Below are 23,124 nucleotides of genomic sequence, written 5' to 3' on the forward strand. Positions count from 1 at the left end.
TGTATATGACATACGGATACTACAGATGACGGAGACTCATGTCGAGAGCGGATGCGCGCCTCCTCGCCGTCCCGGTGGTCGAAGATGGAGGGGTGACGCGACTCCACGACCCCTCGGCCCACTCGTTCGCCTCCGACAACTACGCCGGCGCCCACCCCGAGGTGATGCAGGCGATCCTCGACGCCAACGGCGGCCACGTCGGCTCGTACGGCGCCGACCCCTACACGGCCCGACTGGCGGAGGTCGTGATCGAGACGTTCGGCGAGGGCTCGTCGATCGACCCCGTGGTCACGGGCACGGGCGCGAACGTCGCCGCCCTCCAGGCGCTGACACCCCGCTGGTCGGCTGTCATCTGCGCCGCGACCGCCCACGTCTACACCGACGAGGGCGGGGCGCCCGAGCGGCTCGGCGGCATCAAGCTGCTGACCGTCCCGACACCCGACGGCAAGCTCACGCCCGAGCTGATCGACCGCCAGGCCCACGGCTGGGGAGACCAGCAGCGACCCCAGCCCCTCGCCGTGACGATCACCCAGAGCACCGAGCTCGGCACCGTCTACACCCCCGACGAGATCCGGGCGATCACCGATCACGCGCATGCGCTCGGCATGCGGGTCCACCTCGACGGGGCGCGTCTCGCCAACGCGGCCGCCTCGCTCGGCGTCCCGCTCCGTGCCCTGACCCGTGACGCCGGGGTCGACTCGGTCTCGCTGGGCGGCACGAAGAACGGCCTCGTGCTCGGGGAGTCGGTCGTGACGTTCTCGGAGGAGGCGCGGGCCGGCCTGGTCTTCCTCCGCAAGATGGACGCGCAGCTGCTCTCGAAGATGCGATTCGTGTCGGCGCAGTTCCTGGCGATGCTCGACGACGACCTCTGGCTGCGATCGGCCGCCCAGGCGAACGGCATGGCCTCCCGCCTCGCCACCGGCCTCGCCGACCTGCCGGGCGTGACGATCACGCAACCCGTCGACGCCAACGCCGTCTTCGTCGTCCTGCCCCGTCACGTGGTCGAGCCGCTGCGCGAGGCTCACCGCTTCTACGACTGGAACCGCGCCTCCGGGGAGATCCGCCTGATGTGCTCGTTCGACACACGGCCCGAGCACGTGGATCGCCTCGTCGCCGATGCGCGGGAGCTGCTCGGCTCATGATCCGCGTCGAGTCTTGATATATATCATATAAAGTGAGGGTCTATTCGTTTTGCGGTGTCTCGACACCCCGGACAGAGGACCATCCATGCCCCGTCTCCCCCGCACGGCGCTCGCTCTCGCCCTGACGCTCTCACTGGCGGCCCCGTTGGGCGCCTCGACGGGCGCCCGGGCCGCGGCCGCACCGTCGTCGACCCCGGCGTCGACGACCCCGGCGTCGACGTCATCGCCCGACCGGTCGTCCGCCCCGGCCTCCCTCCCGGGCGGGCCGCGACCGACCTCGATCCGAGTCGCCGACGACGACTCCTCGACCAGCGTGCTGGTGCACGGACTCGGCTCGGCGAGCGCTGCGCAGGCACGCGAGAACCGCTCGATGAGGCACAGCGACCTGCAGCCGACCGGCCGCTTCGCGGCGGCGGGCGACGAGCTGACGATCACCGTGCCCGAGGGGGCGCCGGCCGTGTCGGTCACGATCGGCCTGATCGGGGTCCACGAGAAGTTCAACGGCGGGGTCGAACGGGGCCAGTGGAGCCGGACCCTCGCACCCGGGCCCACCGTGATCACCTCCCCGCTCGACGGCATGGTGCACCTCGTGAGCACGGACGAGGGCGGCTCGGCCGACGTCGTCGTCGAGGGCGGGCGTCCGGTGCCCGTCTTCGTCGCCGGGCGGACGACGAACACCGGGCTCCGCGCCGAGATGGCCCGACTGGCCGACGCGCCGTTCGTGCAGGTGATCGGCGACCGGTTCTTCGGCGACTTCCAGACGCACTTCACGGGGACCGTCATCGTGCAGGTCGACATGGAGGACCGCGTGGCCGATCTGGATCGCATGATCGAGATCACGAACGACACCTACGGCCTGCGCGACGACGGCACGGGCCTGTCGCGCAAGGCGCCGCACCGCATCTACGTCGCCGCCCCCGACACCAGCGGCGGCTACGCGAACGCGACCCACGGGCGGGTCACGTTCCCCGTCAGGTCGGGGGCGGCCGGCGACCTGTTCCGCATGGCATCCCACGATCTCTGGGGGTGGTGGCACGAGGTCGGCCACACCTATCAGACGCCGACCTTCAACTGGGGCGGACAGGGCGAGGTGCTCGTCAACCTCTCGCCGCTGCACATCCAGTCCTCCTCCGGCTGGGGGAATCGCCTCGACCGCTTCGTCGGCGGCTACGACGCGTTCTTCGCCCAGCCGATCGAGCAACGCGACTACATGGCCACGGGCGACGTCTGGACCCGGCTCTTCCTGTACGACCAGCTGCGGCGGGCCTTCGGCGACGACTTCTACGCGCACCTCAACCAGGAGTACCGGGTCATGCGCGCCCTCGGAGAGTCGCAGCCCGTCGGCGCCGAGGCGCAGCGGCAGCTCTTCGCGGTCACGGCCTCACGGGTGGCCGACCGCGATCTGACCGAGTACTTCCAGCAGTGGGGCATGGCCCTCGACGACGCGACGAGGGCCGTCCTCGCCGATCTGCCTCCCCTGCAGCAGCCCATCTGGGAGAACAGGCTGTCGAGCGAGCCGGTCGTCGAGCACGAGATGCCGAGCTTCAGCGTGCCCGTCGGCGCCCTCGATCCGATCGCCGAGAGCGTCACCCTGGGCCGGCGAGGGCTCGACGCTCCCCCCACCGCGCGCGATCTCCGCGACTCCGACGACGCCCGGAGCGTCCGCACGGTCGCGACGGGTCTCGACGCGACCCGCATGGGGAACGGCTCGGCGCGCCTCGTCGCCGTGAACGGGGTGGGCGTCCGAGAGGTCCTCTCGACCCCCGTCACCGTCACGCGGGGCACGTCGCTCGAGTTCCGCGGTCTGTCCGACAGGGTCGTGACGACCCTCGCGCTCCAGCCGGCCACCGACGAGCTCCGCATGACCGCGGGCACCGAGTACACCTCGCACCCCGGCTTCGGCTCCGAGTACATCGGCGCGACGGTCTCGGACGGCCGGGGCAGGCCCCGGGAGTCGTTCAGCGTGACCGGCGGCGAGAACGCCCACGCGGCGGCCCGGGTCTTCGACGGCACGACCATCCGGGAGGGCTGGCACCTCACCGTCCGACACCGCGAGGCGGCCAGTCGTCTGTCGCGATGGGACTCCGAGGAGCCGGCGCCCCGGAACGGATCGACCACGCAGCACCTCCGCGTCGTCGACGGCCGCCTCGTCGCCGTCGACGCGGTCCCCGCGCCACCCGACGGCCCGCTCCTGCCCGTCGCGCCCGACGGCACGCCCCTCCTGACGCGAGGCGCGCCCACGGCGCTCCCCGTCACGGTCGAGGCGACCTCCGACGTCCGAGCCCTCGACACCGAGCTGGTGCTCACCACGCCCTCGGGGACGACCTTCTCGACCGGGCAAAAGGCGCTGGTCACCGAGGTGCGCCTCCCCGGGCGCCAGTGGGTCGTCTCGCGCAGCGTGGTCGCCGCCGAGGGTGTGCTGAGCGACGACGGGCGGACGCTCACGCTCGTGGTCCGCGGGGCGGACGGCCTCGACCTGCCCGACGGCAGCCGGCTGCGCTGGATGCCGGAGGTCGTCGTCCCCCGCGACGGCGGACCCGTCGGCGGAGGGCTCGACTGGTCGTTGACCGGCACGACCGGCGACGCCGGGGGCGCCGCCGACCGCTGACGCGCCGCGGTGGGCCTGCGGGGAATGGCGGGCGCGGTCGGCGACGTTGGAGGGTCTGTGGCCCGATGACGCGCCTCCCCGTCCCGCCCATTCGCTCAGAAAGCCGAGACCATGTCGATCACCGAGAACACCGCACCCGCCGCCCCGCGCACCGCCGAGACGAGCGTGCCGATCGTCAGCCCGCTGGCCGAGCGGTGGAGCCCCCGTTCGTTCGACCCCGCCGCCACGGTGAGCGCACGGCAGCTCGACGCCCTGCTCGAGGCCGCTCGGTGGGCGCCCTCGGCCAACAACAGCCAGCCGGCCCGATTCATCGTCGCGACGCGCGGCTCGCATCACTTCGACACCATCGTCGGCGCGCTCGTCGGCTTCAACGCCGCGTGGGCCGGCGACGCCTCGGCCCTGATCGTCGCGATCGCCGAGACATCGTCGATCGAGGGCGACATCCGCCCGACGGCGGAGTACGACCTGGGACAGGCCGTGGCGCACCTCTCGGTGCAGGCGCAGGCCGAGGGACTGCACACGCACCAGATGGCCGGTGTCGAGTGGGAGACCCTGGTCGCGGCCTTCGACCTGCCCGAGAACATGAAGCCCCTGACGGTGACCGCCGTCGGCGTCGTCGACCGCCCCGAGAGGCTGGCCGACGCCCTCGCCGAGCGCGAGACCGCCCCGCGCAGCCGTCGTCCCCTGAACGAGCTGGTGCTCGCCCGCAGCTGACGCCGGGGGCGTGCTGACACCAGGTCGGTCCTAGTACGGGGACCACGCTGACATCGGGGTGACGGATCCTCACGGTCATGCTGTAATATATGAGACTTCATATCTGAGGAGTCTCATGCGCACCCGCTCGATCCGTCCGGTCTCCGTCGTCAGGACGGCGTCCGCCGCCGTCCTGATCGGGGTCCTCGCCGTCCCGGCGGGGTTCTCGGCCTCCGCGTCCGAACCCGTGCCCGCGTCGTCGCCGGCCTCGGCATCAGCCTCGGCAGGGGCCGCGGACCCGGTACCGGCACCGGCAGCGCCAGCGGCACCGGCCGAGCCGCTCACCGCTGCGGTGACCGGCTCGGCCACCCCGGGCGGGCCGCTCCCCACGTCGATCCGGCTGAGCGAGGACGACTCGACGACGACCGTCCTCGTGCACGGGATGGGCGACGCCGAGGCCGAGAGGGTCCGCGAGAACAGGCAGTTCCGTCACAGCGGTCTGCAGCCCACGGGTCGGTACGCCCGCGCGGCGACGGAGCTGGCGATCACGGTGCCCGAGGGAGCCCCGCAGACCTCGGTCGTGATCGGACTCTTCGGCGCCCACGCCGAGCACAACGGCGGCGTGGCGAAGGACCATCACGTCACGCGCCTCCAGCCCGGGGAGAACACCGTCACGACACCCGTCGACGGCATGGTGCACCTGCGCAGCTCGGCGGCGGGCGGCTCGGCCGACATCGAGCTGGCGGGCGGCACGCCCGTCCCCGTGTTCGTGCTCGGGCAGACGACGAACGACGCGTTGCGCGCCGAGATGGCCCGCCTGGCCGACGCGCCCTTCGTGACGGTGATCGGCGAGCGCGTCCACGGCGAGTTCCAGCGCTCGAGGACAGGCGCGCAGATCCTCGCCGCCGACGTCCCCGCCCGGGTCGCCATGTGGGACCGCAGCATCGAGATCACGAACGACGTCTACGGCCTGCGAGACGATGCGACGGGGGTCTCGCGCAAGGCCCCGCACCGCATCCACCTGGCATCCCCCGACTCCGCGAGCGGCCACTACGCCTTCGCCACCCACGACCGCCTCACCTTCGGAGCCTCCGGTTCGGCGCGAGACCTCTTCGTCCGCGACGAGCGCACGCTCTGGGGCTTCTGGCACGAGATCGGGCACACCTACCAGGCCCCGAACTACCTGTGGTCGGGGATGATGGAGGTCACGGTCAACATCTCGCCGCTGCACGTCGAATCACGTCAGGGCTGGGCCAGCACCGTCGACTCGCCCGGTCATCTCGCGGGCCTCGAGCGGTTCTTCGCGACCCCGGTCGCCGACCGGGACCACGCCACGTCGGGCACCAACGAGATGCTGTTCGACCATCTGCGACGCGGCTTCGGCGACGACTTCTACCCCCGCCTGAACCAGGAGATGCGCGTCATGGCCGCACGCGGCGAGAGCGTCGGGCTGACCGACGACGACGAGAAGCAGCTCTTCGCGCTCACCGCGGCTCGCGTCGCCGACCGCGATCTGCGCGGGTTCTTCCGCGAGTGGGGCTTCCCGCTGTCGAGCCGCACGGCGGCGGCCATGGCGCAGCTGCCCCCGCTCGAGCGGCCCATCTGGCGCAACCGCCACAGCGACGACATGATCCGCGAACGCGACCTCGGGTCGTACGCCTACCCGACCGGGGCGATCGAGGGCGTCGACGAGACGGTCGCCGTCGGCCAGCGTCGACTGTCGACCCCTCCGACGATGTCGGACCTGTCCGACTCCGAGGAGACGGGGACGGTCCGCGTGATCGACCACACCCTCCGTGCGAGCTCACCCGGCACCGGCGCAGTCACGGTCACGGCCGTCACCGACGACGGCGTCCGCGAGGCCTTCAGCACGCCCGTGGAGGTCGTCCCGGGCAGCATGTTCCAGTTCACGGGCGTCTCGTCGCGGGACATCGGGCGGCTGGCCCTCGAACCGGTCGCGCACGAGCTGAGGTTCTTCGCCTCGTCGGGCTACCCGAGCCACGACTACTTCCCCGGGGAGGAGTACATCGGGGTCACCGTCTACGACGAGCTCGGACGCGAACGGTCCGCGTTCTCGCTCGAGGGCCAGGATCACGCGCACCGGGTCGCCGCGGCGTTCGACGGCAGCCGGGCCGACGACGGCTGGTACGTGGTCGTCCGGCACCGGGAGGCGCGGACGAGACTGTCGTGGTGGGACGCCGGCGCGGCCCGCCCCGCCGACGCCGCCACCGTGCGGACCCTCCGCGTCGACGGTGATCGCCTCGTGCCCGTGGCCTCGGTCCCCGGCCGCGGAATGGCGTCGACGGTCGCCCGGGGCCTGCCGGGCGGGACGACCGACTGGGCGCGGGTGGACGTGCGCTCGACGCAGACGGGGACGATGACCGTCGAGGCCCCCGTCGGCACGACGATCGCCGACGTCGAGGTCCGACGCACCAGCGACGACCACCGACGAGCCGACGTCGCGACCGACTACGACGACGACCGCGGTCGGGTCACCGTGTCGGCCCCGGCCGGCGATGACGCGCTGACCTTCGGGCCGGGAGCCGGCGACCATCTGCGCGTCTCCTTCGCGGTGGACGACGACACCGCCGCGGACTCGCTCCTCGACGACGGCCGTGCGACCCTCCGCACGTCGACCGGGGCCGACCTCCTGGCCTCGACGAGCGTCCCGGTCTCGACCTCGGCCGCCGATCACGGTGCGCTCGCCCCTCTGCCGTCGGCCGAGGTCGCCCTCCCCCGCGGCGAGACCACGGAGGTCCCCGTCGCGGTCTCCGTCGCCGCCGGGTCGCTGACCCGCCCCACCGGCACGATGACGGTCACGGCACCGACAGGCACGACGTTCGCCGCCGGGCAGGACGTCATCCGAGGCCGGCACACGGCGGGCGATCTGCCCAACGGCCGGGGGATGCGGCTCACGGGCGAGCGCTCGTCCGACGGGACGACGTACCGCTACACGTGGGCGCCGTCTGACGACGGGTCCGCCGACTGGACGTCGCCCCGGCACGGCGTGCTGCGCTGGTCGCTCGACGTCGTCACGCCGCACGACGCGGCCCCCGGGCCGCAGCCGCTGCGCCACCGCATCACCGGCACGTCGGACTCCGGCGACTTCGACGCCCGGGGCGGGACTCCGACCCGCGTCGAGGGCGAGGGGGGACTCACGGCCGTGAGCCCCGACGAGCCGATCGTCGTGCTGCGAGGCACGACGACCCCCGTGCCGTTCGTCGTCGAGGCGACCGCCTCGATCGACCGGCTCGACGGCCGGTTCGACCTCATCGCCCCGGTCGGCACCGTGTTCGACGCGCGGGTCGTCGACGATCCCGAGGAGGCGCTCATCACCGAGGTGCAGGCGCCCGGTGGTCGCTGGGTCGCCGCCCCCGGGCTGATCGTCGACTCCGTCACCCTCTCGCGCGAGGGTCGTTCGGCCGCCGTGCAGCTCCGGTCGGACGGAGCCCTCGGCCTCGGACCCGCCTGGCGGGTGCGGTGGCACGCCCCCGTGGCCGTGCCCGCGAGCACCGTGCTCGGCGACGCCGACCTCCGCTGGGTCTTCGACGGCGAGGCGGACGGGCGCGCGATCACCTCCCGGGGATGACTCCGGGGCGACGCCCCGCTCGTCACCCCACGGTCACGCGGAGCCCCCCGCCCGGTCGCGGCTCGATCACGACCCGCCACCCGTGCGCGCGTGCGATGGAGTCGACGATGGCGAGACCCAGGCCGCTGTGCGCGACCTCGCCCGCGCCTCCTCGGCCGCGGGTGCCGCCGTGACGGTCGACGCGTGTGAACGGCCGGGTGAGGGTGACGGCCTGCTCGGCGGTCACGACCGGGCCGGTGTTCTCGACGACGACGACCGCCTCGCCGGTGCCGAGCACGCGGACGTGCCCGCCCGGCTCGTTGTACTCGACGGCGTTCGACACGAGGTTCCGCACCAGGTGGGCGATGAGGACGGGATCACCCGAGACCCGCCGGAAGGTGCCCCGCAGGATCACGACGTCGACCGAGGAGGCCCGGGCCTCGTCGATCAGACCCGTCGCGATCTCGGGGACCAGCTCGCCCAGCTCGACCACCCGCTCGTCGCCGGCCAGACCGCGGTCCGCGGTCGCGAGCGTGAGCAGCCCGTCGATGAGCGCCTCGGTCCGCCGGTTCGCCTCGAGCAGCTGCTCGCGGGTCTCGGCCAGCCCGGCGGGAGTCGGATCGTCGAGACCGATCTGGATGGCCGCGCGCTGGACGGCGAGCGGGGTGCGCAACTCGTGCGAGGCGTCGGCGACGAACCTCCGCTGGGCCTCGAACGAGCGCTCGAGCCGGTCGAGGAGGTCGTCGATGGTGTCGGCGACCCGGGCGAGCTCGTCGCGCGGTCCGTCGAGGGCGATCCGCTCGTGGAGGGTCCGGGCCGTGATCGCCTGCGTCGTCTCGACGATGTCGTCGAGAGGGCGGAGCATCCGCCGGCTGACGACCCAGCCGACGCCGCCGGCGGCGACGGCCGCGGCCGCCACGCCGACGCTCGACCAGATGAGCTGCTGGCGGGCCAGCACCCGGGCGACGACGGTGGGCACCGAGTCGTCCGACCCGACCGCGCCGGCGGGCCCGGGAGCGATCGCGCCGCCCTGACCGGGGACGTCGCTCGCCGACCCCGGGGTGCGCTCCGCTGCCGCCCCCGAGCCGCCGGGAGCCTCGAGCGTCAGGGCGACCCCCTGCGAGGTGGCCACCGCGACGCCGAGCACGACGAGCGAGCAGAGGAGGGCGAAGGCGACCCCGAAGACGACCGCGGTGCGCAGGCCGATGCTCCACCGACGGGGATCGAGCCGTGCCCGGCCGGTCAGCACAGCTGGTACCCGCGCCCGGACACCGTGCGGATCGGGTCGGGGTCGCCGAGCTTCCGCCGCAGCTTGCTGACCGTCACGCGGACCGCGTTCGTGAAGGGGTCGACGTTCGCGTCCCAGCACTTCTCGAGCAGCTCCTCCGCGCTGACGAGACGCCCGTCGGCGCGCATCAGGGTCTCGAGCACGAGGAGCTCCTTCGTCGAGAGCCCGAGATCGAGCCCCGCGCGGACGGCGAGGTGCCGGTTCGCGTCGAGAGCGAGGTCGCCGTGGCGGAGCACCGGCGGGACGGCCGGCGCCGCGCGCCGACCCAGCGCCCGCACCCGGGCCACCAGCTCGGAGTACTCGAACGGCTTGGCGAGGTAGTCGTCGGCGCCGAGCTCGAGACCGCCCACGCGATCGGCGAGGTCGCCGGCGGCGGTCAGCAGCAGGATGCGCGTGGGATCCCCCCGTGCCGTCAGGGCTCGGACAACGGCGTCGCCGTGCATCCCCGGCAGATCGCGGTCGAGCACGACGACGTCGTAGTCGTTCACCGCCAGCAGCTCGTCGGCGTCGTCACCCCGGTAGGCCACGTCGACCGCCATCGCCTGCCGGGTGAGGCCCGCCGCGATCAGATCCGCGAGCGCCCGCTCGTCGTCCACCACCAGGACCCTCATCTTCCGCCTCCCGCTCGTCGGTATGTCGCATTCCACCGTAGCGAGTCGATGTTTCGCGGATCTGTCCGTCGGCTGCGCGTCGACGCAACGGCCGCCCCGCTCGACTGGGGACCGGCCGACCGACGGCCCCGACGAAAGGATCCCCATGACCCTCCCCCTCAGCACCCCGCGCCGACGCGCCTCCCGGCACCGCGCCTCCTCGGCGACCCGACTCCTGATCACGGCCGCGCTGCTCGTCCCGGCGCTCGCCGCCTGCGCGCCGGACGCCACGCCGACCCCGGGCTCGAGCACGCCGACGTCCGCGTCGGGCAGCACGGCGGCCCTGCTCGGCGGATGCCTCCGCGACGCCGGGTACGACGTCGACGACGCCCTGCTGGCCACGGAGGGGGTCGTCGCGCCCCCGGCCGGCGTCGACGTCGAGGCCTACTCCGACGCGCTCTCGGCCTGTCGCGAGCAGCTCCCCGCCGAACAGGGCGGCGGGGTCGATCAGCCGTCAGCGTCCGACCTGGCCGAGCAGCAGGAGGCCAACCTGGCCGTCGCCGAGTGCGTCCGCGAGAAGGGTTTCGACGACTTCCCCGACCCGGTCGACGGCTCGTTCCCCCGGGAGGTCGCGTCGGGCAGCACCGATCCGAGCGCCCGGGACCCCCGAACCGAGGCGTTCTTCGCCTGCTCGGACGAGGTCGGGCCGAACAGCCAGGGGCGGAGCGAGTGACGGAGCGGGCGACGGGATCCCCCGACCGGCGACGCTCCGGTGCTCGACGCGGCGCGGACCGGATCGCCGCCCTCGTCACCGTGGGCCTGTGCGGTCTCGTGGTGACCGGCTGCGCGGTCCTCGCCGGTGATCCCGACTCGTCGGACGCCGTCGCCGGGGCCGGGACGTCACCGCCCGTGACGACGCCCGTGATCGAGGGCGATCTGGTCGAGAGCGTGAAGGTGCCCGGGACGCTGGGGTACGGCGCCCGGACGCCGCTGGCGTCGGCCGGCGAGGGGACGGTCACGGGGCTGCCCGGCTACGGCGAGGTCGTCGCTCTCGACGGCATCCTGTACAGCGTCGACGAGCGACCCGTCCGGGCGCTCCACGGGAGGGTCCCCCTCTGGCGATCCCTCCAGGCGGGGATCGCGGGAGCCGACGTCGACCAGCTCAAGGACTCGCTGCGAGCCCTCGGCTACGACGTCGCCGACGACGACCGCTTCGACTGGCGGACGGCCGAGGCCGTGCGCCGCTGGCAGGCCGACCGCGACCTGGACCGCACCGGGGTGCTGGACGCCGACGACGTCGCGTTCGTGCCGGGCGACATCCGGGTCGACGAGGTCGTGGGCCGCACGGGCGACGCCGCCGGAGAGGTCGTCTACCGCTACACGTCGACCACCCCGGTGGCCACCGGCTCCGTCGCCCAGGCCGACCTGCCCCGCTTCGCCGTCGGCACGCCGGTCGACGTGCTGACCCCGGGCGGAGAGACCCTCGCCGGGACGGTCCGGTCGGTCGGCGCCTCGGGCGGCGACGACGGGACCGGCGACGGGACCGGAGCGGGCACCGGGGCGGGGGACGAGCGCGTCCCCGTCGTCGTGGGCCTCGGCGACGCCCCGCCGGACGGCACGACCGGCGGCCGATCCGTCGACCTCGTCGTCGAGGGGGAGACCCGCGAGGACGTCCTCTCCGTGCCCGTCCCGGCCCTCCTCGCCCAGGGCGGGGGCTACGTCGTCGAGCGGGTGCGCGACGACGGGAGCGTCGAGCCGGTCGGCGTCGAGATCGGCTTCGTCGCGCAGGGGCGCGTCGAGGTGACCACCGGCGACCTGGCGGCGGGCGACGACGTCGTGGTGCCGTCGTGAGGGGCTCGACGATGCGGACGGGCGCCGACGAGGCGACCCGCGCCTCCTCGGCCCCCACCCCGGCGGTGGCCTCGGGCGGCGTGCTCGAGATGCGCGGCGTCACCAAGGTCCACGGCGACGTCGTCGCTCTCGGCGGAGTCGATCTGACCGTCCGCGCGGGCGAGCTCGTGGCCGTCGTCGGTCCGAGCGGATCGGGCAAGTCGACGATGCTGAACCTCATGGGGACGCTCGACCGCCCGAGCGCGGGCTCGGTGCGCGTCGCCGGGCACGAGGTCGGGTCGTCGGACGACGACGCCCTGTCGCGGCTGCGGTCCGAGCACATCGGGTTCGTGTTCCAGCACTTCCACCTCGCGAGCGGCGCGACGGCCACCGAGAACGTGGCCGACGGGCTGCTCTACTCGGGCGTCCGGCGACCCGAGCGCCTGGAGCGCGCCCGGCGCGCGCTGACCCGGGTGGGGCTCGGGCACCGCCTCGACCACCGCCCCCACGAGCTCTCGGGCGGCGAGCGCCAGCGGGTGGCCATCGCCCGCGCGGTGGTCGGAGAACCGACGCTCCTGCTCGCCGACGAGCCGACGGGGGCGCTCGACAGCCGGTCGGGGGCGGACGTCGTCGAGCTGCTCCGCGAGCTCAACGCCTCGGGGACCACCGTCGTCGTCATCACGCACGACCTCGATCTCGCGGACCGCCTGCCGCGCCGGGTGCGCCTGCGCGACGGCGTCATCGTCGACGACTCGTCGGGCGGGATCGGATGAGGGCGCGACGCGAGGCGAGACGGCGGGGCGTCTCGAGCACGGACCTCGTGCGCCTGGGCGTCTTCGGCCTCCGCACCCGTCCGACCCGAGTGCTGCTGTCCGCCCTCGGCATCGCGATCGGCATCGCCGCCATGATCGCCGTGGTCGGCATCTCGTCGTCGAGTCAGGCCGCCCTGGCCCGCGTGCTCGACGATCTCGGCACGAACCTCCTGCAGGTCGTCCCGGGCGAGGACGCCGCCGGCGAGACGGCGACCCTCCCCGCCGACGGCGTCGCCCTGCTCGAGCGGCGGGACGACGTGGAGCAGGCCGCCGGCGTCGGGCGGGTGACCGGGCGGAACGTCTACCGCACCGACCTCGTGCCCGAGGCGGCGTCGGGCGGCATCACGCTCGATGCGGTGCAGGGCGATCTGCTCGAGGTGCTGCAGGGCGAGACGGTCTCGGGCGGGTGGTTCGCGGCCGACGACCTGCCCCAGGTCGTGCTCGGGTCGACGGCCGCGGCGACGCTCGGCATCGGCGCGGTCGACGCCGACACCCGCGTCTGGATCGGCGGCCGCTGGGTCGCCGTGGCGGGGGTGCTCGCGCCTCTGCCGCTCGCGCCGGAGCTCGACTCGTCGGCCCTCGTGCCCGCCTCGGGCGCGGACGCCGCCTTCGGCTTCGCGGGGCGCCCGACCCGGCTCTACGCCCGGGCCGATCCGACCCGCGTCGTCGAGGCGCGCGATCTGCTGGCCGCGACCCTCGACCCGGTCGACCCCCGCCGGGTGCAGGTCAGCCGCCCCTCGGACGCCCTGGCCGCCCAGCAGGCCACCGAGAGCTCGTTCACCGCGCTGCTGCTCGGCGTCGGCGGCGTCGCGCTGCTGGTCGGCGGGATCGGCGTCGCGAACACGATGGTGATCACCGTGCTCGAGCGCCGTGGCGAGGTCGGGGTCCGCCGCGCCCTGGGCGCACGCCGACGCGACATCCGACGGCAGTTCCTGGTCGAGTCGCTCCTGCTCTCGCTGGCCGGGGGCGCGGTGGGCGTCGCGCTCGGATGCTCGGTCACCGCGGTGTTCGCCGCCACGCAGGGATGGCCGGTCGTCATCCCCTCCTGGGCCGCGGCGGGTGGACTCCTGGCCACGGTCGTGATCGGCGGGGTGAGCGGCATCCATCCGGCGGGACGTGCGGCGAGGATGGCCCCGACCGAGGCGCTGGCGACATGAATCCAGGGAGGCGCGCTCCGAGACCCGGGGCGCGCCTCCTCGGTCTCGGCTCGCGTCAGCCGACGAGGCCGCGGTACAGCTCGATGTGGGCGGCGACCATCCGCTCGATCGAGAACCGCTCGCGGGTCCAGTCGACGTTGCCGGCGAACTGCGCCGCGACGCCGTCGTAGTCCCGCAGGAGGGCGAGGGTGAGCGGCAGCAGACTCCGGACGTCCGAGACGTCGAGGACGGGATGCGCGACCGGCAGCTGCTCGACCACGCCGCCGACCTCGAAGGTGATGACCGGCAGACCCGAGAGCGCCGCCTCGGTCACGACGGTCGGCTGCGCCTCGGTCCGCGACGCCACGACCAGGAAGTGCGCGTCGAGCAGACGTCGCCCGAGCTCGGCCCGGGTCTGCGGCCCGACGAAGGTGACGGCGTCGGCGATCCCGAGCTCGGCGGCGAAGCGCTCGAGCTCGGGTCGGAGGGTCTCGCGCTGCGACACGATGTCGAGGACGGCGGGGACGCCGGCGCGGCGCAGGTCCGCGATCAGGCGGATGGTGAGGTCGACGCGCTTGAGCTCGATCAGCTGCCCGACCGAGACGAACCGCCACGGCTCCCCCGCATCGGGTCGACGGCGCAGTCGCGACGGGAAGTGCGTGTGATCGACGCCGTTCGCGATGACGTGCAGGCGATCGGGGGCCGCCTCGTCGACCCGGTCGAGCACGAGCGCTCGCTCCGTCTCGCTCATGACGACCAGGGCGTCGCTGTGGCGATACGCGCCGGCCAGCACGCGCTGCTGCGCCCGCGAGGCGGGGGCCTCGGTCTTGTGGCGCGTGAAGACCACCCGCGACCGGGTCGGCGCGAGCAGGCGCACGCACGATCGCGTCAGGTGGTTCAGATGCACCACGTCGTAGCCCCGCCAGCTGTTGTGCAGACCGGGCGCGACGGGGGTCACGTCGATCCCGGCGGCGATCAGGCCGTCGAGGAGGAGCGACTCGCCCGACTCCTGCAGGTTCCGAGCTCGGAACTCGGGCGGCGAGCCGAAGATGGCGGCGTCGAGGAGGATGCGCATGGGGATTCCTGTCGTGGGGGTGGGTGGAGGCGTCGGCCGGTCAGTGGGCGACGGGGGCGGAGGCGTGATCGAAGAGCCCGGAGCGCCGGGCGACGTCGGCCCAGCGCAGGGCGTCGGCGATGCCCTCGTCGACGCTCAGCCGGGCCTCCCAGCCGAGGAGGTCACGGGCGGCCGAGACGTCGGCGAACGCGCCCGCGGTGTCACCCGGGCGGCGGCCGGCGAGCTCGACGCGGGGCGCCTGCCCGGTCACCCGCCCGAAGGCCTCGACGAGCTCGAGCACCGTCGTGCCCCGACCCGTGCCGAGGTTGAGCGCGCGGAACGGGCGGAGCGCGCCGACGACCTCGTCGAAGCGGTCGACCACGAGGGCGTGCGCCTCGGCGAGATCCCAGACGTGCACGTAGTCGCGCACCCCCGAGCCGTCGCGCGTCGGCCAGTCCGTCCCGGTGATCGTGAACCGCCCGCCGTCCCGCCGGGCCGAGATGAGCTTGCCGAGCGCATGACTCGGGGTCGGGGACTGCAGACCCGTACGGAGAGACGGGTCCGCGCCGATCGGATTGAAGTACCGGAGCGCGACGGCTCGGAGGCTGCCGGCCGTCGCCCCGGCCTGGAGCACGCGCTCGACGACCGCCTTCGTGTCGGCGTACGGGCTCGGCGGGGCGACGGGCGACCCCTCGTGCACGACGCCGTCGACGGGGGTGTCGTAGATGGCGGCCGACGAGCTGAAGACGACGCGATCGAGGCCGTTGCGGGTGAGGTTCGTCAGCAGCGACACCGTCCGCGCGACGTTGGCGTCGAAGTAGCCGAGCGGATCGGCGACGGAGTCGGGCACGACGATCTTCGCCGCGCAGTGCACCACGATGTCGATGTCGGGGTTCTCGCGCACGATCCGGTCGAGCAGCGCCCCGTCGGCGATGTCGCCCCGATAGAAGCGATGACGATCGGCGAAGGCCGCGACGCCCGTGGACAGATCGTCGAGCACGATCACCTCGTGCCCTCGATCGGCGCAGGCCGACGCGATGGTGCTGCCGATGAACCCGGCCCCGCCGGTGATGAGGACCGTCACGGTCTCCCTCTCGTCGTCGCCCCATGCGGGACGAAACGTAGAATATCACATTGATGACAGATATTCAGTGTCGGGTCTGCCGCGGCGGACCGACCTCGGACGCTGGACGAGTCGCGCCGCCCGGACGACCGCGCAGACCACCGCCCCGACGAGCACCGAAACCGTCAGCCACATCGTCGGAGCGTTCAGCCCGGGGGTCGTGATGGCCACGAGGCAGACGACGACCGACGCGGCCGTCGCCGCGAGGTCGCTCACCAGCCAGACGCGGAGGTGCCCCCGAGCGGCGCACACCATCGAGAGGGCCGTCGCGACGCCTCGGACGACCGCGGCGGTCAACAGGACGACCCCCGCCTCGACGACCCCCGGGTACCGGTCGGCGAGCAGCCCGAACGAGACCCACTGCACGACCCCGGCCACGAGCGCGCAGGCGAGGCAGACGGCGGCGACGATCGCGACGAAGCGATCGGCACGGAGGGGGGACCGGCCCGAGCGGGGGTCGACGACCAGCCGCCCGACGAGGTTCTTCCCGAGGTACACCGGCACGAGCAGCACGAGCGCGGCGAAGCGGTTGGCGACCGCGAAGGTCGCGACCGCCTCGAGCCCGCCGACGGCCTGCAGCCCCCACAGCACGACCCACAGCCCGATCTGGCCCGACGAGGCCGCCGCGAGCCCCGTGAGCGTCACGGATCGATCGCGGGTCGCGGCCGCCGCTCCGGCTCCGGCCTCCGCTGCGGACGATGTCGATCGCGACCCGACGGGAGTGTCGACGCGTGGGCGATGCGACCCCCAGGCGATGGCCGTCAGCACGGACAGCGCGAGGACGGCGTCGAGCAGCACGAGACCGACGGCCGCGCCGAGGGCGCCGGCCCACAGGCCGCCGAGCACGGCCAGCGATCCGGAGACGAGACCCCGCGACCCGTCGACGACCGCGGTCGGCACGGTGCGCCCCGACCCCGCCAGCACGCCGACGAGGGACTCGGTCACGGTGATGCCGCCGGCGGCGACCCCCAGGGCGAAGCCGACGAGCACCAGCTCGGGATGCCCGTAGACGACCGCGAGACCGATGGAGACGACGACGCCGTCGACGAGCGCCACGACGCCCAGCCAGCGCTTGCGCCCCCGGACGGCCTGGGCGAAGGCGACGAGCGAGGACTCCGTCGCCGCGCCTCCCGAACGCTCCGTCGCGAGGCGATGCCGGGCGGCCGACGCCGCAGCCGACACCGCGAAGGCCGAGCTGCTGAGCGACGCCACGCCGAAGACCGTCGCCTGCACGAGCGAGAACAGGCCGAACTCCGCGGGCGCCACGACGAGGGCCAGGGTGGTCAGCGCGAGGAACTGGACCCCCTTGCCCGCCAAGCCGGAGGCGGCGGCGACCGCCGGGCCCGACCAGGAGGCGCGGGGCGATCGGGCGGTCACGGCGCGGTGACCTCGCGGACCGTCGGCTGCGCCACCATCCGCTCGGCGGCCCGATGTCGGATCGAGCCGAGCCAGACCGCGAAGGCCACGGCGGCGAGACCGAGCAGGATCGTGCTGACGGTGGTCGTCGAGGTCGACCGGATCGTGGCGAGCAGAGCCGAGAAGACGACACCGTAGACGGCGGCGTCGACCGGGCGACCGAGCCCCCTGCGGTCCCACCGACCGAACATCATCCCGAGACCGACGAACAGCAGAGCCGAACCGGTCGTGCCGAAGTTCAGGAACGACTCGGCCACGATCGAGTAGCCGATCTCGTAGTTCTGCACCCTGTCACGCAGCAGCGTGCCGACGAGGCGCGGATCGACCGCCGAGTGCTCGCGCTCGACTCCCGCGATCAGCTCGACGAAGCGGATCGTGCCCATCATGAAGGTCCGGCCATGGTGAGGGGCCTCACCCTGCTCGACCCACGACACGGTCTCGACGACGGGCCTCAGAGTCGCGCCCATCTCGACCGTCGCCGCGAGGGGGGAGCCGAGCATCTCCCCGACGCCCGTGGCGGCGAGACCCTCGTCACGGACACGTTCGACGCCGCTGACGACGACGAGCCCCGTGACGACGACCAGCACCGCGATCGCCTGACGCGGCATGGACCTCAGGCGCGCCAGGACGACGACGAGGCCGACGAGGGCGTAGAGCGCGGACGTCCGCGAACCCATCACCAGGGTGCTCGCGGCGAAGATGCCGAAGAACACCAGCCCGGTCGTCCGGACGGGTGACCGCCGGCCCGCGACGACGAGCGACATCCCGGACAGCGTGAAGGTGATCCCGGCCGTGAGCGACGGGTTGGCGGCGACGGTCGCGTCGTACAACCGCTTGCCCCCGCGCCCGAGCAGCAGCCCCGGCTCGAGGACCGCGATCGTGCCGAGGACGTAGAGGACCGTGACGACCACGATGATCGTGCCGGTCAGGGTCATGGCCGCCGCCGTCTGCGCGCGTGCTCGCGCCGCCTCGTCGTCGTCGGGCGCCGGCACGGGCCAGGTCGATCGTCGTCGCCTGAGCAGGAGATAGCCGAGCGTGAAGGCGAGGAGGGCCTGGGCCACGAGCCAGACGGCCCGGAGGACCTGGCCGTTCGGGCTGAACCACAGGGAGATGTAGTCCACCTCGTCGCCCGGGATGTCCGCCCCGGCGAGCGCGAACCCGACGAGCGGCACGTGGAAGAGGACGAGCACGACGAAGAACATCGGCCCCCCGCTCCAGAGCCCGAGGGGGGCCGACCGGACGAGCATTCCCGTGCAGAGGACGGCCGCGATCACCGTGAGCCCGAAGACGCGCGTCTCGGCGCCCACACCGCTCGGAACCCCGGAGAGCAGCGACCACACGAGGACGGTGGCGACCGCTAGAGCGGTGACCGCACGTGACAGGCCGAGACGTTCAGGAGGGGGCATGAAAGACATACTAGAATATCACGTAGATATGAGCAACAACAATGTGAGAAGACGTCATACTCTTGTGACTGATCCTCACCTGTGTTTAGAATGCTACATATGTGTCGGCCAGCTCAGGGAGAACAGTGAACGCATCCACCATCGGCGACGTGGCGAAGAAGAACTGGCTCCTCCTGGTCGCCTCCCTCGTGCTCGGCGCCTTCGCCGGTGTCGGCCTCGCCGCACTCCAGCCGCCGCTCTACACGTCGTCCACGCAGGTCTACGTCTCGGTGGACCTGACCGTCACGCAGAGCGCCAACGACCTCCTGCAGGGCGGCAACGCCGCCGAGCAGCGCGTCCGGTCGTATCTCGACCTCGTGACGAAGTCGACCGTGCTCGAGCCGGTCGCCGAGCGTCTCGGGGTGACCCGCCGGTCCCTCGCCACCCAGGTGTCCGCCTCATCGCCCTCGCGGAGCGTGCTGATCGACATCACCGCGACGGACCCCGATCCGACGCGCGCGCGTGACATCGCGAACGCCGTCCGCGAGCGCTTCCAGGACGTCGTCGAGGACGAGATCGAGCGCCCCGCCGGCTCGGACGCCTCGTCGGTCACCCTGCTCGTCACCGAGCCCGCCGAGACCCCCGCCACCCGCTCATCGCCGTCACTGCGGACCAACGCCGTGATCGGCGGGCTCCTCGGCCTCCTCCTCGGCCTGGGGGCGTCCGCCACCCGCATGATCTTCGACACCCGCATCGACGGGGCCTCCGACATCGAGTCGTCGTTCTCGCCGCCCGTCGTCGGCTCGGTCCCGTTCGTCCGCGACGCCGCGGATCACCCTCTGATCGTGCAGCACGCCAATCGCGGTCGAGCAGCCGAGGCCTTCCGCACCCTGCGCGCCAACCTCCGGTTCCTCGACAACGGCGCGTCGAAGCGCGCCTTCGTCGTGAGCTCCGCTCAGCAGTCGGAGGGGAAGTCCACGACCGTGACCAACCTCGCCGTCGTCCTGGCCGAGACGGGAGCGCGCGTGGCCCTCGTCGACGGCGACCTGCGCCGCCCGCGCGTGGCCGACATCATGGGGCTCGAGGGGGCGGTCGGTCTCACCGACGTCCTGATCGGCCGGTTCGAGCTCGATGACGTGCTGCAGCGGTGGGGCACGCACGGGCTCAGCGTCCTGCCCGCCGGCAGCGTCCCCCCGAACCCCAGCGAGCTGCTCGGATCGGCGCAGATGCAGCTGCTCGTCGAATCGCTGGCCTCGCGCTTCGACTACGTGCTGATCGACGCGCCTCCCGTCCTGCCGGTCGCGGACGCGACGCTCCTGGGCGCCATCACGAACGGCGTGCTGATGGTCGCCGCCGCCAAGAAGTCGAAGCGCGCCGAGCTCGCCGCCGCGCTCCGGGCGTTCGACATCGCCGACGTCCGGTGCCTCGGCGTGGTCGTGACCATGACCCGGTCGAAGAGCACGACGGACGGCTACGGCTCGGGTTACTACCGCGAGGGCGTACACGACGACCAGCCGGCCGCGAGTCCGGCACCGCGCCTCCTCGCGTGAACCTCGCAGCGCCCGTCGCGGCAGACTGGTCGTCATGCGCACCTGGGTGAAGATCTGCGGACTCACGACCCCCGAGGCCGTCGACGCCTCCGTCGAGGCGGGCGCCGATGCGGTGGGCTTCGTCCTCGCCCCCGGCAGCCCGCGCACCGTCGATGCGCCGACCGCCCGGATCCTCGCGAGCCGCGTGCCGACGTCCGTCGAGACGGTGGGCGTCTTCCGCTTGCAGCCGATCGACGAGGTCCTCCGACTGGCCGCCCTCGCCGGCGTCGGCACCGTGCAGCTGCACGGCGACGAGACGGCTGCCGACGTGGCGACGGTGCGCGCGGCGGGATTCCGGGTGGTCCGGGCCGTCGGCGTGGACGCCTACGCCGACGAGACCGAGGAGGCGCGGCGCGCCTTCCGCGAGGACATCCTCCTGATCGACGCGGTCGCCCCCGGTGCCGGCGCCGCCTTCGACGCAGCGCCCCTGCTCGCCGCTCCACCGCACCGGGAGTGGATCCTGGCCGGGGGCCTCACCCCGGACACCGTCGCCGCCCGGATCGCCGAGCTCGGGCCGGCCGGCGTCGACGTCAGCTCGGGCGTCGAGTCGTCGCGCGGCGTCAAGGACCTCGGCCTCATCCGGGCCTTCGTCGCTGCGGCGCGAACAGCCTAGGGCAGGTCGTCCAGAGTCTCGGCGTCGGGGTCGACGACGTCGAAGCGCACCACGGTGAGGCCGTCGCCGTCGGCCGCGACATCGACGCGCACGGTGTCGCCGTCGACGATCTCGCCGCCGAGCAGGGCCATGGCGAGCTGGTCGTCGATCTGCCGCTGCATCAGTCGCCGCAGCGGACGGGCGCCGTAGATCGGGTCGTGCCCCCGCTCGGCGAGCCAGGCCCGGGCGTCGGGGGTAACGGCCAGCGACAGGCGCCGATCCGTGAGACGACGCCCGAGACGGTCGACGTAGAGGGACACGATCTGCCCCAGGTCGTCGGGCGTCAGCGTCGAGAACACCACGATGTCGTCGAGACGGTTGACGAACTCCGGCTTGAAGGCCTGTCGCACGAGGCCCTGCACGAGCTCCTCCTTCTCGGGGTCGCTGAGGGTCGGGTCGGTGATGACCTGAGAGCCGAGGTTCGAGGTCAGCACGAGGATCGTGTTGCGGAAGTCGACCGTCCGCCCCTGCCCGTCGGTGAGGCGGCCGTCGTCGAGGACCTGCAGCAGCACGTCGAACACCTCGGGGTGCGCCTTCTCGACCTCGTCCATCAGCACGACGCTGTAGGGACGGCGACGGACCGCCTCGGTCAGCTGCCCGCCGGCCTCGTAGCCGACGTACCCGGGAGGCGCGCCCACCAGACGGGACACGCTGTGCTTCTCGCCGTACTCGCTCATGTCGATGCGGACGAGCGCCTTCTCGTCGTCGAACAGGAAGTCGGCGAGCGCCTTGGCGAGCTCGGTCTTGCCGACGCCGGTCGGCCCGAGGAACAGGAACGAGCCCGTCGGGCGGTCGGGGTCGCTGATGCCGGCCCGAGTGCGGCGGACGGCCTCGCTCACCGCCGCGACGGCCGCCCGCTGACCGATGATGCGCCTCCCGAGCTCGCTCTCGAGGTGCAGCAGCTTCTCGGTCTCGCCGCTCAGCAGTCGACCGACGGGGATGCCCGTCCAGGCCGCGACGACCTCGGCGATGTCGGCGTCGGTGACGGAGTCGCTGACCAGACGGTCGCCGGACTTCTCGAACGACTCGGCGTCCGACAGGCGCTTCTCGATGTCGGGGATGCGCTCGTAGCTGATGCGGGCGGCGTCCTCGTAGCGTCCCTCGCGGAGCGCGCGGTCGGCGTCGATGCGAGCCTCGTTGAGGTCGCTGCGGAGCGTCCCTACGCCCTGCAGGGCCGCCTTCTCGGCCAGCCATCGGGCGTTCAGGTCGTCGTAGGCGGCCTGCTGCTGCTCGATCTGCTCACGCAGCGTGGCGAGCCGGGCCCTCGCGGCGTCGTCGGTCTCCTTCTTCAGCGCGAGCTCCTCGATCTGGAGGCGCACCAGGCCCCGATAGAGCTGATCGAGCTCGACCGGAGACGAGTCGATCTCCATCTTGAGTCGCGAGCCCGCCTCGTCGACGAGGTCGATGGCCTTGTCGGGCAGCTGACGACTCGGGATGTAGCGATTCGAGAGGGATGCGGCCGCCACGAGCGCGCCGTCGGTGATCGTGACCCCGTGGTGGGCCTCGTAACGCTCTTTCAGCCCCCGCAGGATGGCGACCGTGTCCTCGACGCTGGGCTCGCCGACGTAGACCTGCTGGAACCGGCGCTCGAGAGCGGCGTCCTTCTCGATGTACTGGCGGTACTCGTCGAGCGTGGTGGCCCCGATCAGACGGAGCTCGCCGCGCGCGAGCATGGGCTTCAGCATGTTCGACGCGGCCACGGAGCCCTCGCCGCCGCCCGCGCCCATGAGGGTGTGCAGCTCGTCGATGAAGGTGATGACCTGGCCGTCGCTCTTGGTGATCTCCTTCAGGACGTCCTTCAGGCGCTCCTCGAACTCGCCGCGGTACTTGGCACCGGCGACGAGAGCCGCGAGGTCGAGGCTGATCAGACGCTTGTCTTTGAGGCTGTCGGCGACGTCGCCCGCGACGATGCGCTGGGCGAGCCCCTCGACGACGGCCGTCTTGCCGACGCCCGGCTCGCCGATGAGCACGGGGTTGTTCTTCGTGCGGCGGGTCAGCACCTGGCTGATGCGGCGGATCTCGGAGTCGCGACCGATGACGGGGTCGAGCTTGCCGCTGCGGGCGATCGCGGTGAGGTCGACACCGTACTTCTCGAGAGCGGACTTCTGCTTCTGGTCGGAGGCCGGAGCACCCTGCATGTTGGCCATGGAACAGCCTTTCTCGAAAACTTGAGTGGGACGGACTCAAGTTTACGCGCGGATGCCCGAAACACAAGCGGTCCTCTGTTTGGAATTACAG

Annotated in this window: 17 protein-coding genes; 10 read left to right on the forward strand and 7 right to left on the reverse strand. The window is 72.9% G+C overall.

All coding sequences use genetic code 11. The features are described 5' to 3' along the window. The first annotated feature begins 38 nt into the window (after positions 1 to 38). From ASF89_RS13225 to ASF89_RS13245, 4 genes are all read left to right on the forward strand, one after another. A complete protein-coding gene (locus ASF89_RS13225; RefSeq protein WP_055815681.1) occupies positions 39 to 1,142 on the forward strand; it encodes a low specificity L-threonine aldolase in 1,104 nt (367 codons plus the stop codon). A gap of 85 nt (positions 1,143 to 1,227) precedes the next feature. Further along, positions 1,228 to 3,750 carry a M60 family metallopeptidase gene (locus ASF89_RS13230; protein ID WP_055815684.1) on the forward strand — a complete coding sequence of 841 codons (2,523 nt, stop codon included), beginning with the start codon at positions 1,228 to 1,230 and terminating at the stop codon, positions 3,748 to 3,750. Positions 3,751 to 3,861: 111 nt separating this feature from the next. Then, positions 3,862 to 4,464: a nitroreductase family protein gene (locus ASF89_RS13235; RefSeq protein ID WP_055815687.1), complete on the forward strand. Its 603-nt coding sequence runs from the start codon at positions 3,862 to 3,864 to the stop codon at positions 4,462 to 4,464. A 115-nt stretch (positions 4,465 to 4,579) separates the two neighbouring features. Further along, a complete protein-coding gene (locus tag ASF89_RS13245) occupies positions 4,580 to 8,032 on the forward strand; it encodes a M60 family metallopeptidase (protein WP_082490032.1) in 3,453 nt (1,150 codons plus the stop codon). 22 nt (positions 8,033 to 8,054) lie between these two features. Here the strand turns inward: ASF89_RS13245 and ASF89_RS13250 are convergent, their stop codons facing one another. Together ASF89_RS13250 and ASF89_RS13255 are read right to left on the reverse strand one after the other, a co-directional pair. Further along, a complete protein-coding gene (locus tag ASF89_RS13250; protein ID WP_082490034.1) occupies positions 8,055 to 9,260 on the reverse strand; it encodes a HAMP domain-containing sensor histidine kinase in 1,206 nt (401 codons plus the stop codon). Continuing rightward, complete coding sequence (locus ASF89_RS13255; RefSeq protein ID WP_055801100.1) at positions 9,254 to 9,910, reverse strand: response regulator transcription factor; 657 nt, start codon at positions 9,908 to 9,910, stop codon at positions 9,254 to 9,256. The genes ASF89_RS13250 and ASF89_RS13255 overlap by 7 nt, the downstream gene beginning before the upstream one ends. Before the next feature lie 145 nt (positions 9,911 to 10,055). On the opposite strand from ASF89_RS13255, the gene ASF89_RS15885 reads away from it, so the two are divergent. The 4 genes from ASF89_RS15885 (at position 10,056) to ASF89_RS13275 (ending at position 13,688) form a co-directional block, all read left to right on the forward strand. Further along, positions 10,056 to 10,622 (forward strand): hypothetical protein, encoded by a 567-nt coding sequence (locus tag ASF89_RS15885; protein WP_055815695.1) that lies wholly within the window; start codon positions 10,056 to 10,058, stop codon positions 10,620 to 10,622. Further along, positions 10,619 to 11,740, forward strand: coding sequence for a peptidoglycan-binding protein (locus ASF89_RS13265; RefSeq protein ID WP_055815698.1), 1,122 nt, complete (start codon positions 10,619 to 10,621; stop codon positions 11,738 to 11,740). Before ASF89_RS15885 ends, ASF89_RS13265 begins: the two co-directional genes overlap by 4 nt. Positions 11,741 to 11,829: 89 nt before the next feature. After that, complete coding sequence (locus tag ASF89_RS13270) at positions 11,830 to 12,492, forward strand: ABC transporter ATP-binding protein (protein ID WP_200937192.1); 663 nt, start codon at positions 11,830 to 11,832, stop codon at positions 12,490 to 12,492. A 47-nt stretch (positions 12,493 to 12,539) separates the two neighbouring features. Continuing rightward, positions 12,540 to 13,688: an ABC transporter permease gene (locus ASF89_RS13275; RefSeq protein ID WP_235484133.1), complete on the forward strand. Its 1,149-nt coding sequence runs from the start codon at positions 12,540 to 12,542 to the stop codon at positions 13,686 to 13,688. A gap of 55 nt (positions 13,689 to 13,743) precedes the next feature. Here the strand turns inward: ASF89_RS13275 and ASF89_RS13280 are convergent, their stop codons facing one another. Genes ASF89_RS13280 through ASF89_RS13295 form a run of 4 tightly spaced genes read right to left on the reverse strand, consistent with a single transcriptional unit; the run spans position 13,744 to position 18,666 of the window. Further along, positions 13,744 to 14,742: a glycosyltransferase family 4 protein gene (locus ASF89_RS13280; RefSeq protein WP_055815705.1), complete on the reverse strand. Its 999-nt coding sequence runs from the start codon at positions 14,740 to 14,742 to the stop codon at positions 13,744 to 13,746. Between the two features lie 40 nt (positions 14,743 to 14,782). Further along, on the reverse strand, positions 14,783 to 15,805 hold the full coding sequence (gene galE / locus ASF89_RS13285) for a UDP-glucose 4-epimerase GalE (protein WP_055815708.1): 1,023 nt from the start codon (positions 15,803 to 15,805) through the stop codon (positions 14,783 to 14,785). Between the two features lie 45 nt (positions 15,806 to 15,850). Next, a complete protein-coding gene (locus tag ASF89_RS13290) occupies positions 15,851 to 17,221 on the reverse strand; it encodes a hypothetical protein (RefSeq protein WP_055815713.1) in 1,371 nt (456 codons plus the stop codon). Further along, complete coding sequence (locus tag ASF89_RS13295; protein WP_162240703.1) at positions 17,218 to 18,666, reverse strand: O-antigen polymerase; 1,449 nt, start codon at positions 18,664 to 18,666, stop codon at positions 17,218 to 17,220. Before ASF89_RS13295 ends, ASF89_RS13290 begins: the two co-directional genes overlap by 4 nt. Positions 18,667 to 18,791: 125 nt before the next feature. Between ASF89_RS13295 and ASF89_RS13300 the strand changes: the two genes are divergently transcribed. Both ASF89_RS13300 and ASF89_RS13305 read left to right on the forward strand, forming a co-directional pair. After that, positions 18,792 to 20,195 (forward strand): polysaccharide biosynthesis tyrosine autokinase, encoded by a 1,404-nt coding sequence (locus ASF89_RS13300; protein ID WP_055815719.1) that lies wholly within the window; start codon positions 18,792 to 18,794, stop codon positions 20,193 to 20,195. A gap of 34 nt (positions 20,196 to 20,229) precedes the next feature. Then, positions 20,230 to 20,847, forward strand: coding sequence for a phosphoribosylanthranilate isomerase (locus tag ASF89_RS13305; RefSeq protein WP_055815722.1), 618 nt, complete (start codon positions 20,230 to 20,232; stop codon positions 20,845 to 20,847). On the opposite strand, the gene ASF89_RS13310 is transcribed toward ASF89_RS13305, so the two are convergent. Next, on the reverse strand, positions 20,844 to 23,033 hold the full coding sequence (locus ASF89_RS13310; protein ID WP_082475388.1) for an ATP-dependent Clp protease ATP-binding subunit: 2,190 nt from the start codon (positions 23,031 to 23,033) through the stop codon (positions 20,844 to 20,846). The genes ASF89_RS13305 and ASF89_RS13310 overlap by 4 nt on opposite strands. Between the last annotated feature and the right edge of the window lie 91 nt (positions 23,034 to 23,124).

The sequence above is a fragment of the Frigoribacterium sp. Leaf172 genome (genome assembly GCF_001424285.1).
Classification (GTDB): Bacteria; Actinomycetota; Actinomycetes; order Actinomycetales; family Microbacteriaceae; genus Frigoribacterium.